This window comes from Kribbella endophytica (assembly GCF_054781295.1).
This window is the reverse complement of sequence record NZ_BAAGUR010000001.1, coordinates 810,154-823,382: the sequence shown is the minus strand read 5'-3', so window position 1 is coordinate 823,382 and position 13,229 is coordinate 810,154. Positions and strand designations below refer to the sequence as shown.

Sequence of the window (13,229 nt, the reverse complement as noted above, 5' to 3'; positions counted from 1 at the left end):
CGGTGCGTACATCGATCAAGCCGAGGCTTCCCGGACAGACCTCGGGATGCCAACATGGGGCGCGAGCGGAACAGTTGAGAGGGCAGCCAAGTGGACAGTCTGAGGTACGAGATCCTCGGGCCTCTGCGTGTCGCGCACCTCTCCAGCCAGCAGTTACGCGCCAGTAAGCCCCGCCAGCTGCTCGCCACCCTCCTCCTCCACCCCAACCGTTTCGTCTCCACGGACCTGATCGCCGACGCGCTCTGGGAGACCTCCCCGCCGCGTTCCGCGACCGCCAACATCCGCACCTACGTGCGCGCGCTCCGAGGCGCTCTCCAGGACGCCGGCCTGCCCGCGCCGATCGACACCTCGGCCGCCGGCTACAGCATCGAGGTCGGCGTCGACGAGCTGGACTCCAGCATGTTCGAGTCCCTGCTGGCCGAGGGCGGCCACCTGCGCGACGAGGGCGACACCCGCCAGGCCATGCAGGTGCTCTCCCGGGCCTACGACCTCTGGCGCGGCCACCCGCTGGCCGACCTGGGCATCTCCTCGGCCTGGGAGGGCTCGATCGCCCGCCTGGAAGCGCAGCACCGCGGGCTGGTCGACAGCCTGCTCGACCTGCGACTCCAGTACGGCGACCCAGCCGGCGCCGCCGTACTGCTCAGTGATCGCCTGACCGAGGACCCGTACGACGAACAGCTCTGGCGCCGGCTCGTCGACACCCTGGTGGCGGCCGGCCGGACCAGCGAGGCGCGAGCGGCGTACACCAAGGCAGTCCGCACGCTGGCTGACGAGCTGGGCGTCGAGCCAGGCCCGGAGCTCGAGGCATCCGGCGCACGAGCCCAGAACGGCCACACCGCGAACTGGCCCGACCCCGGCATCCCAGCAGTCCGTACGCCGGAGCCGGAGTCCACCGAACCACCCGGTCCGATGTCCGCACTCGCACTGACCGAGCCGCAACGCCCGCCGTCCCAGCTGCCGCTCGACCTGGCCGACTTCAGCGGCCGCGCCGAGTACCTGGACCAGCTGCGCGACCTGGTCTGCGGACGCGACCCGGTCCGTCCGCCGATCGCGGTGATCTCCGGAGCACCCGGGACAGGCAAGAGCTCGCTGGCCGTTCGGCTGGGCCATCTGGTCAGGGAATCCTTCCCGGACGGGCAGATCTACCTGGACATGCGCGGGGCCACCGATCCCCGCGATCCAGCGGGTGCGCTGACCGACCTGCTGCTCAGCCTGAACATGCCGGACTTCGCCGTACCGGCCGACCCGGACCGCCGGTCCGCGATGCTGCGCTCCGAGCTGGCCAGCCGACGGGTGCTGATCATCCTGGACGACGTGGCGTCGGCCAGCCAGGTCGCGCCGCTCATGCCGGGCACCGGAGCGTCCGCAGTCGTGGTGACCAGCCGCAACAGGCTGATGGACCTCGCTGGTGCTGACCCGATGCCGCTGGACACCTTCGACGACGGCGAGGCCACCGAGCTGCTGCTGCGCGTTGCAGGCGCTGGACGGATCGATCGGGGCTCTCCGGCGGCCGAGGAGATCCTGCTGGCTTGCGGGAACCTGCCGCTGGCGATCCGGATCGTCGCCAGCCGTCTGGCCCAGCGGCCTGACCTGAGCCCGAGCGAACTGGCCCGGCGGCTCCGCGACGAGACGCACCGGCTGGACGAGCTGACCATCGGCGAGCTGGCCGTCCGGACCAGCGCTGACCTCAGCTACGACTCGCTCAGCCCGGAGGAGGCCCGGCTCTACCGGCTGATCGGCCACTTTGCGGTGGGGGAGTTCTCCGCTCGGGTGCTGGAGCCGGTGGCCAGTCCGGCCGTCGTACGGCGGAGTCTGGACCGGCTGATCGAGGTCAACCTGGTGCAGATCAGTTCGATCGACCCCACCGGCAAGGCGCGCTACCGGGTGCACGACCTGCTGCGGCTGCACGCGATCGGCGTTGGCAACGAGAACGAGAAGGCCGACGCGCTGAAGGACCTGGCCACACTGCTCGACGCCCTGCTGGCGAAGGTACGACGGGCTGCCGCGGCTCTGCCGTTCGGCTACTTCGGCAACCTCGACTACGAGGGCCCGCTGCTGTCACCGGACCCGCAGCCGTTCACCGACACGGATGCGATCGCCTGGTTCGACAGCGAGCGCAGCAGCTTCGTCCCGGCCATCCGGGCCGCCGCCCAGAACGGTCTGCACGAGCACGCCTGGCGGCTGGCCGCTGCCTGGGGGCCGTACCTCGACATGCGCGCGGGTTTCGACGACTGGAACGAGTCGCACCAGCCCGGTCTGCTCAGCGCGATCGCCTGCGGCGACCGTCGCGGCGCCGCGATCCTGCACCGCAACCTCGGCCAGCTCGCGCTCTACCAGGACGACTGGGACGCGGCCTGGCAGCACCTGTCCACCTCGGCCGAGCTGTTCGCCGAGGTCGGGGACCGGTTCGGTGAGGGCATCGCCGCGGTCGGCGTCGGGACCTGGCTGCGCGAGCGCGGTCGGCCGGACGACGCACTGACCCACTACGAGAACGCGGTCCGGGCCTTCGTCGAGGTCGGTGACGCCAACGGCGAGGCGGTGGCCCGCAGCGCGACCGCGTCGATCTGGCTGGCCCGGGACGACACGGTGATCGCCGGGCGCTACCTGGCCGAGGCGTTCCTGCTCGGCGTACGGCGGGGCGACCGGCACCGGGAGGCCAAGGTGCGTCGACGGATCGCCACGCTGCGGTCCCACCAGGGCCGCCCGGAGCAGGCGGTCCGCCAACTGCAGGCGTCGCTGGCGATCTTCACCAAGATCGGCGACGACCACTGCGCGGCGTACGCGCGGGCCGATCTCGGGCGGGCGCTGGTCGCGGTCGGTGAGGACGCGGCGGCCCGCAAGATGCTGCTGGACGCGATCGAGATCGGCCACCGGCTCGGCGACCGCAGCGTCGAGGGCGAGGCGGCGTTCCACCTCGGCCGGCTGCACGCGACGACCGGCAACAGCGACTTCGCCCGCCGGTACCTGAACCGCGCGGTGCGGGCCTGGCAGCAGATCGGCAACGACGCCCGGGTGGCCGACGCCCGCGTGCAGCTGACCGAGCTGGGCACCGACCTCGCCGTCAGCTGACGTTGACCTTCCCCCTCGGCCCACCCGCCGTACGCCGTACGTCGTTGAAATCTGGAATGTACGGACGCTGTATGCCGGCACGACAGGCTGGTTCTGCCACGGCGTGAGGGCCGGCGGGCGGGGGAGCACGGCCGGGGGGAGAGCGTGATGGAGCGCCAGATGGCAGAACGGGTCACGAACCCGAGAGACACCGAGTCCGCACTGGACTGGCAGCTGGAGCGCGTCGGCTCCACGGCCTGGCAGGAGTGGACGCTGAAGTTCCAGCGGATGGCGTTCGGCTACGCCAACGACAGCGGTTGGCACGACTCGGCCGACGCACTGCAGTGGCTCGATCACCACGCCCTCCTGCGGGAGGGGTCGGCGCCACGGGGGGCGCTGGTCTGGTACCAGGCGGTGGACCGGATCCGGGTGGCCTGCTCACTCGGCTCCGGTCAGGTGATCGGGCCGCTGCCGTACGGCGAGGTGGCCGTGGCCGCGCTGATCACGCTGAGCACCGACTTCGTCTGGTCGGAGCCGCACTTCCCCTTTGCCCACTAGGGGGAGGTCACTCGTTGTTGAGCTTCTCCATCACCGCGGTGCGCTCGGCCTCGGTGTCGTAGCGCTCGTCGTGGCCGGCGCCGTTGTCGTGCGCCTTCGCGCGGCGCTTGGCCAGCACGTACTCGACGATCATCGGGATGATCGAGATGAACACCAGCAGGATCAGTGCCGACTCGAGGTTCTCGTGGATGAACTTGATCCGGCCGAGCGCGTGGCCGAGCAGCGTGACGCCGGTGCCCCAGAGCACGGCGCCGATGCCGGTCCAGAAGAAGAACTTGCGCGGGTCCATCCGGCCGGCGCCGGCGGTGACGGTGATGAACGTGCGCACGATCGGCACGAACCGGGCCAGCACCAGCGCGCGCGGGCCGTACTTGTCGAAGAACGCGTGGGTGTCCTCGATGTACTTGGGTTTCAGGAACTTCGCGTTCGGGTTCTTGAACAGCGTCGTCCCGAGCGCGCGGCCGATGTAGTAGCCGGAGACGTTGCCGGCGAAGGCCGCGACGGTGAGCACCACGCAGGCCAGCCAGAGCGGGATGTCGATCGTGCCGAGGGCGACGAACAGGCCGACCGCGAACAGCAGCGAGTCACCCGGCAGGATCGGGAACAGGAGTCCGCACTCGATGAAGATGACCGCGGCGGTGCCCCACAGAGCCCAGTCGCCCAGCCAGTTCAGCAGGAACTCAGGGTCCATCCAGTTCGGCATGAGCATCGCCATCTGCATCATCACGCCGACAGGGTAGCGTCCCCACCTGTGCAACAGGCTAATCGTGACAGTGCCGCTGACCTGGTCGGAGCCGATCTGGTCGGCACCGCGGAGGTCGGCGTCGGCCCCTGGCAGGGTGATCTTCCGACCGATCCGAGGCTCGATCCGGAGCTGCTCGCCGAGGGCGACCGCCGCAACGTGGTGGACAAGTACCGGTACTGGCGGCTGGAGGCGATCGTCGAGGATCTCGACGCCCAGCGGCACCCGTTCCACGTCGCGATCGAGAACTGGCAGCACGACCTGAACATCGGCTCGGTCGTCCGGACTGCGAACGCGTTCCTGGCCCGCGAGGTGCACATCGTCGGCAACCGGAAGTGGAACCGCCGCGGCGCGATGGTGACGGACCGCTACCAGCACGTTCGGCACCACCCGCAGCTCGCCGACCTCGCGGCGTACGCCGAAGAGCAGGGCGTCCCGGTGATCGGCATCGACAACCTGCCCGGATCCGTGCCGCTGGAGACCTATCAGCTCCCCGAGGCCTGCATCCTGCTGTTCGGCCAGGAGGGCCCCGGTCTGACCGAGGCCGCCCACGAGATCTGCACCGACGTCCTCAACATCGCCCAGTACGGCTCGACGCGCTCGATCAACGCCAGCGCGGCGGCGGCGATCGCCATGCACGCCTGGATCCGCCGCCACACCTTCGAGCAGCAGCCTTAGGCGATCGCCGCGACCGGGCTTTCCCACGCGGCCCAGGCGGACTCGACCATGGCCGACAGGTCGTACTGCGCCTTCCAGCCCAGCTCAGCGGCGATGCGGGTCGGGTCGGCGACCACCTCGGGCGGATCGATCGGTCGGCGGGCCGTGAATTCGTACGGCTGGTGCAGACCGGTGATCTCCCGAGCAGTGTCCAGTACGTCGAGCACGCTGGCGCCCAAGCCGGTCCCGACGTTGTAGTACTCAGCCAAACCGCGAGCACCGAGCAGCGCCTCCACCGCGGCGACATGCGCGTCCGCCAGGTCCGCAACATGCAGGTAGTCGCGGATACAGGTGCCGTCGGGCGTCGGGTGATCCGCACCGAACACCTTCGGCCGCTGCCCGGCCGTCAGCGCCCGCAGCGTCAGCTGAAGCAGGTTGGCCACACCCGGGTCGCCCAGTGACGGACTGCCCGCTCCGCATACGTTGAAGTAGCGCAGGCTCAACCAGGACAGGCCCTGTGCAGCAGCCGCGTCCCGGATCATCCACTCGCAGACGAGCTTGGTGGTGCCGTACGGGTTGATCGGTGCGGTCGGAGTGGACTCGGTGACCGGCCCAGCAGGCGGTACGCCGTACACGGCGGCGCTGGAGGAGAAGACCAGGCGGCGTACCTCGGCGGCGCGCATCGCCTCGAGCAGGCTGGCCGTGCCACGCACGTTCTGGTCGTAGTAGTAGAGCGGACGGTCGACCGACTCACCGACGGCCTTCTTCGCGGCCAGGTGGATCACGCCGGTCACGTCGTACCGGGTCATCACCTCGGCCAGTCCGGCGGTGTCGAGAACGGAACAGGTCTCCAGCGGTACGCCGGTGGGTAGCCGTGCGGCCGATCCGGTGCTGAGGTCGTCGACGACCACCGTACGGCGGCCGGCGCGGGTCAGGGCGTGCACGACGTGGGCGCCGATGTAGCCGGCGCCGCCGGTGATCAGCCAGGTCGAGGTCATGGCCCAAGCCTGGTTGCCCGCGGGCGCGGGCAGAACGTGCACGCGGACCAGGCCGGTGCGGGCGTTCGGCGGTGCCCGGCGTACTGCAGATGGACGAGTCGGCACTCCATCAACGGCCTGATCCACGCTGCCCGCCGGACCGCCACGCTGAATGCTGCCGCAGTCGTGGCGACCCGTCCGAAGGAGCTCGAAGTGACAACTGTCCGCCCATCCGTACGACGCGGAGCCTGGGCCGCCGCGCTGACCGTCCTGGCGGTCGGTCTGCTGGCGCCTTTGCCCAGCGCCCGGGCCGCGGTGACGCCCCGGATCGACCTGAAGGTCCTGGTGGTCAACGATGGCAGTTCCCCGGTCGAGGCGATCGCCAGCGAGCTGGACGCCGAGGGCGTGCCGTACACCGAGCTCGACCTCAACAGCGGGTCCCGGCCGGCCGTCACCGCCGCGTTCCTGTCCGACAAGGTCGGGTCGACGCCGCGCGCCAAGTACCAGGCCGTCGTCCTGCCGAACGAAGCGCCCGCGAACCTCACCGCGGCCGAACTGACGGCACTGCAGACCTTCGAGCGCAACTTCGCCGTACGCCAGGTGAACGCCTCCACCTGGGCGCACCCGGGCGTCGGCCTCAACTACGCCGCGGACCCGGGCTACATCGGAACCCTGGACGGCGTCACCGCGACGGCGACCCCGGATGGCCGTGCGGCCGAGCTGCGCTATCTGGACGGGCCGCTCGGCTTCGAGGACGCGGACCAGACCTACTCCGAGAGCTACGGCTACCTGGCCACCCCGCTGGCCGGTGCGAACTTCAAGACGCTGGTGGGCGCGCCGATCCCGGGCACCGACCTGACCGGCTCGCTGATGGGGGTCTACAGCCACGACGGGCGTGAGGAGCTCGTCCTGACCTTCGTCTACAACGAGTACCAGGAGCAGTTCCAGTACTTGGCGCACGGCATCATCAGCTGGATGACCCGGGGCGTCCACCTCGGCTACGAGCGCAACTACTTCTCCGCGCACATCGACGACGTGTTCCTGGAGGACCTGCGCTGGAGCAAGGACGGTGACTGTACGCCGGGCGACAACTGCAACGTCGACCTCGACCCGAACGTGCAGCCGTACACACCGCCGATCCTGATGAACACCGCGGACGTGGACTTCCAGAAGGCCTGGCAGGCCCGGACGGGGATGCCGCTGGACGTCACCTACAACGCCGACGGGGTCGCGACCGCGCCCGCGCTGGCCGCGAAGTACAAGGCGGACAAGGCCTCGTTCCGCTGGCTGAACCACACCTGGTCGCACCCGTACCTGGGCTGCGTGCAGGACTTCAGCACGCTGCCGTGGAAGTGCGCGACCAACACCACCGGCACGATCCAGTACGCGTCGAAGGCGACGATCTCCACCGAGATCAAGAAGAACACCGACTGGGCCACCACGAACGGCGTGACGCTGGACAAGTCCGAACTGGTCACCGGTGAGCACTCGGGCCTGAAGACGCTGCCGCAGATGCTCGTCGACAACCCGAACCTCGGCCCGGCCCTGAACGAGCGCGGGATCAAGTACATCGCCTCGGACGCGTCGCGGGAGAAGGAGCAGCGCTCGATCGGCAACGCGCTGACCGTGCCGCGCTACCCGATGAACATCTTCTACAACGTGGCCACCGAGGCCGAGGAGATGGACGAGTACAACTGGATCTACACCAGCCGCGCCAACGGCGGCAGCGGGATCTGCGAGGACAACCCCGGTACGACGACCTGCATCGCGCCGCAGAGCACGGTCACCGGTTTCCGCGACTACATCGTGCCGCTCGAGGTCCGGATCGCGCTGCGGCACGTGCTCGGCAACGACCCGCGCCCGCACTACGCGCACCAGTCGAACCTGGCCGAGGACCGCATCGTGTACCCGGTCCTGGACGGCGTGATCGACCGGTTCGCCGCCGCGTACGCCGCGAACAGCCCGCTGCTGCACCCGACGATGAAGGAGTCGGCGACTTTGTTGCAGCAGGCAACGATCTGGAAGACCCAGAAGCAGAACGTGACCGCCTACGTCACCGGCGGCACGGTGACGGTGCAGAACAACTCGTCAACGACCATCCCGGTCCCGGTCACGATGCCGGAGGGCACCCGAGTGCTCGGCCTGCTCGGGCTGCCGGCCGGAGCGTTCGGTACGGCGTACGCCGGTGAGCGGTCGGAGCAGAAGTCGCTCGGCTGGCTCGGCTCGCTGAAGCTCGGCCTGCCGTCCGGCGCGGGCTACCCGGTCCCGGCGGCCACGCCGGCTCCGGCGACGGCCGTGGTCAAGGCTCCGGAGAAGAAGCTGCCCGTACTGCGGGAGTCGGCGAAGCTCGGCCCGTTCCGGACCGGCGAGATCACCGGGTCATGGACGTCGCACTGATCAACGAAGGCACCTACCCCTACGTCAAGGGCGGTGTCAGCCAGTGGTGCGACAAGCTGATCCGCGGGCTGCCCGAACACACCTTCCGTCTCGTCACGCTGGTCGCGAACGGGACCGAGAAGCAGACGTGGGACCTGCCGGACAACGCTGAGGCGGTGCAGCCGTTCCCCCTCTGGGGACCGGCCGCCACGCCTCGGCGGGGCCGGAACCGGGCTCGGGTGGCTGACGCCGCCCGGGCCGTCCTGGCCGGGTCGGTGCTGTCCCAGCCGGTCAGCTTCGAGTGGGGGCTGCGGGAGCTGGCCCGGCTGGCCGGTGAGCCCGGCTTCGACCGGGTGCTGCGCTCCTGCGACCTGGCCGGTGACCTGCTCGACCTGTGGCCGGCGGCCGAGCCGTTGACCGTGTACGACGCGATCGTCGCGGCCGAACTGGTCGAGCGCTCGCTGCTGCCGCTGCGGGTGGACCTGGGCCCCGGCCTGGGGCTCACCCACGCGGTGGCGAACGGTCTGCCCACGCTGGTCGGGCTGGCCGAGAAGTGGCGGCGCGGGACGCCGCTGGTGATGTCGGAGCACGGGGTCTACCTGCGGGAGCGCTACCTGGCCTTCCGCGACCTGCACTACCCGGCCGGAGTGAAGACGATCGTGCTCGGCTTCCTCCGGCAGCTCGCGGAGCTCGGCTACCGCTCGGCGGACTTCGTCGTACCGGTGGCTCGGTTCAACGCGCGGTGGGAGCACCGGCTCGGTGCTGATCCGGCAGCTGTCGTGCCGATCTACAACGGGGTGGAGCCGGAGCGGTACACCGCGATCGAGGACGAGCCGGAGGTGCCGACGATCAGCTGGGTCGGCCGGGTCGATCCGCTGAAGGACCTGGAGACCCTGGTGGCGGCGTTCGCGCTGGTCCGGGAGCAGCTGCCGGAGACCCGGCTGCGGCTGTTCGGTCCGACGCCGGACGGCAACGAGGAGTACGAACGCCGCTGCCTGGCGCTGGCCGAGCGGCTCGGGGTGGTGGACGGGCTGGTGCTGGAAGGGCCGGTGCCGTCGTCCCGGATCGCGTTCGAGGCCGGCCACGTGGTGGCCCTGTCGAGCATTTCGGAAGGGATGCCCTACACCGTGATCGAGGCGATGATGTGCGGCCGCGCGACGGTCTCGACCGACGTCGGCGGTACGGCGGAGGCGGTCGCCGCCGCGGGCGCCGTCGTACCGCCGCGGGATCCGTCGGCGTTCGCCGATGCCTGCCTGGTCTACCTGCGGGACGCGGAGCTGCGGCAGCGGGTCGGTCAGGCCGCGCGGGAGCGGGCGCTGGCCACGTTCACGCTCGACAAGTCCATCGACACGTACCGGATGCTGTACGAGGCCACGGTCGGTGCTGACCTGGAGCTGCCCGCATGAGCGCTGACTGCGTCCTGCTGCCGGGCCAGCGCCACCAGCAGGCGTCCGAGCTGGTCGAGCGGCCCGGTTCGGCGCCGCCGGTCGACGCGTACGAGGTCGCTGCCGCGCTGGAGGCCAGCGGGATCAGCGACCGGACAGCACGCGAGCGGTACGGCCGCCCGGATGTGTTCGCGCTCGGTGCTGACCTGCTGCCGTCGTTGCGGATGGAGGCGGTCGGCCATACGCCCGTCGTACGGGCTGCTCGGGTGCTTGTCGTTCCGACCTTGCAGCGTGGACTGGTCTTCGTCTTGCCGGCCCTGCTGACCGCTTCGGCGATGGGTGGCCGGTCTGCTCAGCTGGAGGTCGTCCTCCTGCTGGCCGCGGTGGCCTACGGATGGGCTGCCGGCCAAGGCGTCGCGTACGCCGGTTATGCCCTGACCAGCGCGGGGTCCCTGCCCGAGGCCCGCCGATTGATGCGTGATCTGGCGGTCCTGGCACTGATCCCCGCGCTGGTCGGAGCAGGCCTCGTCTGGTGGCGGCTACCCGCCGCCGGGTACGTGCTGGCGGTTGCCGTCAGCCAGATCGCGTACGTGCTCGGCTCGACCATCGGGGTCGTGCTCAGGCGGCCCGGTGTGATGCTTGCGGCGCTGGTGCCGGGAGTGCTGGTCGCGGTGCCGGACCTGCTGTTCACCGGGCTGCCCAGGCCGCTCGTTCTCTCCGGCATTGGAGTCACTGTCGCGGCGACTGTGGGCGCGGCGGTGTGGATGTGCAGAGGTGGTCGAACGCCCAGCCGTCCGGTCCGGCAAGCGGTCCTGTCCGACTGCCGCTTGTACGCCGCCTATGGTGCGTGCCTGGCCATGCTGCTCACGCTTGGACTTGTGGACGGGCTCGTCGCGCCCACGCCTGGGGTAGGGCTGACGCTCATCCCGCTGGTCGGTGGTGTCGTCGTGGCCGAGTGGCAGCTGGAGCAGTACCGCAGTCGCGCCGGACTGATTCTGCAGACGACCACGTCCGCTGGTGAGTTCGCTCGGCAGATCGGTGGCGCGTTGCTGAAGTGTGCGGCGGGCTACCTGCTGGCTCTCGTGCTGTTGACGGTGCTGGTTGCTGCAACGAGCGACTTGACCACAGTCGTCGTACTGCGCCTCGCGTCCACCGTCATGCTCGGCTGGGCGTTCCTGGCCGCGCTGCTACTGGTCGCGCACCGCCAGGTGCTGCCGGTGGTCGTCGTGACCGGACTGGGCGTCGTGCTGGCGGCCAGCCGCTATTTGCTGATGGATCAGGCGTTCGTCCTGGCCGTGTGGTACCTGGCGATCTGTGGTTCCCTGGCAACAACGCTTTCGGTGCTGGCCTGGCAGCGACTGACACGGGTGGAGGTCCATCGATGACGCGGCTCGCCGTGCCCTGGTACGTCCACCCGGCCGAGGCTCCGGAGCAGTGGCGCCGGCTGGCGTCGCTGGCGGAGCAGGTCGAGTTCGCCGTCGTGAACGTTGCCGACGGCCCGGGACTCCCTGGCGACGCCTACTACCCGCAGGCGCTGGCGATGCTGCGCGCCCACGGGATCCGTCTGCTCGGTTACGTGGACGTCGACTACGGCCGCCGCAGCCCAGCACTGGTCGCTGCCGACGTGGAGAGCTGGAAGGCCCTGTACGACGTCGACGAGATCATGTACGACCAGGTCGCCTCCGGAGTCGAGGCGCTCGGGCAGAACCGGATCCTCGCGCTGCTGGCCCGGCGGGCCGGCGTACGGACGCTGGTCGCCAACCCGGGCGTCGAGCCGTGCCCCGAACTGCTGGACCTGTTCGACATCACCTGTGTCTTCGAGGACGACGCGGCCGCGCACGCGTGGATCGAGCCGCCGGTGACGACCGCCCGGCGCTGGCACCTGGTGCACGGCGTACCGGTGGAGGAGCTGGAGCACGTGGCCGAGCGAGCCGGTGACCTGGGTGCTGAGCTGGTGTTCGTGACGGACCGGCCGTCGCCGCATCCGTGGGACCGGCTGCCGTCGTGGGAGTCCGCACGATGTTGAGGCCCTTGGTAGGTGTCGCGGCCTTCCTGCTGATCCTGGCGGGGTGCTCGGACTCGGCTGCTGACGAGCCGGTGGCCACGCAGCCGATCAAACCCCGCAGCAGCGACCTGTGGGCGCCCGAGCAGGGTGCGCCCTGGCAGTGGCAGCTGTCCGGTGACCTGGACCTCTCGGTGGACGTACCGGTGTACGACGTCGACTACGAGAAGACGTCGGCCGAGCAGGTGGCCGAGCTGCAGAAGAAGGGCCGGCGGGTGATCTGTTACGTCAGCGTCGGCTCGTACGAGAACTTCCGGCCGGACCAGGCGCAGTTCCCGGCCGCCGTACTGGGTAAGGCGCTGGACGGCTGGCCGGACGAGCGCTGGCTCGACATCCGGCAGTGGGACCAGCTGAAGCCGTTGCTGGCGGCCCGCTTCGACCAGTGCCGGGCCAAGGGGTTCGACGCGGTCGAGCCGGACAACGTCGACGGCTACGCCAACGACACCGGCTTCCCGCTGAGTGCCGAGGACCAGCTGACCTTCAACCGGCGGATCGCCGCGCTGGCGCACGAACGCGGGATGTCGGTCGGGCTGAAGAACGACCTGGACCAGATCGAGCAGCTGCAGCCCGACTTCGACTTCGCGGTCAACGAGGAGTGTATGCGGTACGACGAGTGCGACGAGCTGCGGCCGTTTCTTCAAGCAGGTAAGGCCGTTCTGCACGTCGAGTACGACGTGGCGACCGAGGAGTTCTGCGCGAAGGCACGGGAACTGCGGATGAGCTCGATGCGCAAACCGCTCGACCTCGGGCCGGATCGGCAGCCGTGCTGAGCGTCGTCGTCTGCAACCGGGTCCGGGTGATCGGCGAGGCCGTAGCACTCCACCTGGGCAGCTGTCGCGGGCTGCAGAGCGTCGGCAGCGTCTCCACGCTGGACGACCTGCTGCGGGTCGTGGCCGACCAGAAGCCCGACGTGGCGATCGTGGAGCCGGCCGAGCTGGGTCTCGCGGCCGCGGCGATCGTCCGGGTGGTCGGTGACGTCGCACCGCAGACCCGGGTGCTGATGGTGGCTGACGCGGCCGACCCGGCGCCGGTGCTGCAGGCCCTGCGGGCCGGTGCGCACGGCTGGGTGGCAGCCACGGACCCGCTGACGGACGTTGAGGCCGCCGTACGGGCTGTCGGGACGGGTGGCATGTGGGTGAGCTCAGCGGTGCTGGCCAGCCCGGCGCGGTCGGTGGGGGAGAGCTCGGACGACGCACGGCGGCTGGTGGACGGTCTGACCGAGCGGGAGCGGACTGTGCTCAGCTGCCTGATCGGTGGGCTGGACCGGCGGGCGCTGGCCGATCGGCTCGGCATCGCCGAGAGCACCGGGCGGACCCACGTCCAGCGGGTGCTGGGCAAGCTCGGGGCGCGGACGGCGGTGCAGGCGGCCGCGATCGGGCGCCGGGCCGGCGTACCGGCGGTCACCGGACGATGAACTGCTCGAA

General features: G+C 70.2%; 11 protein-coding genes. 9 read left to right on the top strand and 2 right to left on the bottom strand.

All coding sequences use genetic code 11. The features are described 5' to 3' along the window. Nucleotides 1-90 precede the first annotated feature (90 nt). Complete coding sequence (locus ACYVIO_RS03995) at nt 91-3,069, top strand: AfsR/SARP family transcriptional regulator (protein WP_460649258.1); 2,979 nt, start codon at nt 91-93, stop codon at nt 3,067-3,069. A gap of 159 nt (nt 3,070-3,228) precedes the next feature. Further along, a complete protein-coding gene (locus ACYVIO_RS03990) occupies nt 3,229-3,606 on the top strand; it encodes a hypothetical protein (RefSeq protein ID WP_460649257.1) in 378 nt (125 codons plus the stop codon). 7 nt (nt 3,607-3,613) lie between these two features. Here the strand turns inward: ACYVIO_RS03990 and ACYVIO_RS03985 are convergent, their stop codons facing one another. Further along, on the bottom strand, nt 3,614-4,330 hold the full coding sequence (locus ACYVIO_RS03985) for a DedA family protein (protein ID WP_460652059.1): 717 nt from the start codon (nt 4,328-4,330) through the stop codon (nt 3,614-3,616). A gap of 27 nt (nt 4,331-4,357) precedes the next feature. Between ACYVIO_RS03985 and ACYVIO_RS03980 the strand changes: the two genes are divergently transcribed. Beyond that, nucleotides 4,358-5,026, top strand: a complete 669-nt coding sequence (locus ACYVIO_RS03980) for a TrmH family RNA methyltransferase (protein WP_460649256.1) — start codon at nt 4,358-4,360, stop codon at nt 5,024-5,026. On the opposite strand, the gene galE is transcribed toward ACYVIO_RS03980, so the two are convergent. Further along, nucleotides 5,023-6,003 carry a UDP-glucose 4-epimerase GalE gene (galE, locus tag ACYVIO_RS03975; protein WP_460649255.1) on the bottom strand — a complete coding sequence of 327 codons (981 nt, stop codon included), beginning with the start codon at nt 6,001-6,003 and terminating at the stop codon, nt 5,023-5,025. The two genes, ACYVIO_RS03980 and galE, sit on opposite strands and share 4 nt — an antisense overlap. 192 nt (nt 6,004-6,195) lie before the next feature. Between galE and ACYVIO_RS03970 the strand changes: the two genes are divergently transcribed. The 6 genes from ACYVIO_RS03970 to ACYVIO_RS03945 are packed head-to-tail and all read left to right on the top strand — an operon-like array spanning nt 6,196 to nt 13,219. After that, entirely contained in the window at nt 6,196-8,379 is a 2,184-nt protein-coding gene (locus ACYVIO_RS03970; RefSeq protein ID WP_460649254.1) for a hypothetical protein, read from the top strand. Beyond that, nucleotides 8,364-9,764: a GT4 family glycosyltransferase PelF gene (gene pelF / locus ACYVIO_RS03965; RefSeq protein WP_460649253.1), complete on the top strand. Its 1,401-nt coding sequence runs from the start codon at nt 8,364-8,366 to the stop codon at nt 9,762-9,764. Before ACYVIO_RS03970 ends, pelF begins: the two co-directional genes overlap by 16 nt. Then, nucleotides 9,761-11,128, top strand: a complete 1,368-nt coding sequence (locus ACYVIO_RS03960) for a hypothetical protein (RefSeq protein ID WP_460649252.1) — start codon at nt 9,761-9,763, stop codon at nt 11,126-11,128. The genes pelF and ACYVIO_RS03960 overlap by 4 nt, the downstream gene beginning before the upstream one ends. Next, on the top strand, nt 11,125-11,769 hold the full coding sequence (locus ACYVIO_RS03955) for a spherulation-specific family 4 protein (RefSeq protein WP_460649251.1): 645 nt from the start codon (nt 11,125-11,127) through the stop codon (nt 11,767-11,769). The genes ACYVIO_RS03960 and ACYVIO_RS03955 overlap by 4 nt, the downstream gene beginning before the upstream one ends. Then, complete coding sequence (locus ACYVIO_RS03950) at nt 11,763-12,575, top strand: endo alpha-1,4 polygalactosaminidase (protein WP_460649250.1); 813 nt, start codon at nt 11,763-11,765, stop codon at nt 12,573-12,575. Before ACYVIO_RS03955 ends, ACYVIO_RS03950 begins: the two co-directional genes overlap by 7 nt. Beyond that, nucleotides 12,569-13,219, top strand: a complete 651-nt coding sequence (locus tag ACYVIO_RS03945; RefSeq protein ID WP_460649249.1) for a LuxR C-terminal-related transcriptional regulator — start codon at nt 12,569-12,571, stop codon at nt 13,217-13,219. Before ACYVIO_RS03950 ends, ACYVIO_RS03945 begins: the two co-directional genes overlap by 7 nt. The last annotated feature ends 10 nt before the right edge of the window (nt 13,220-13,229 follow it).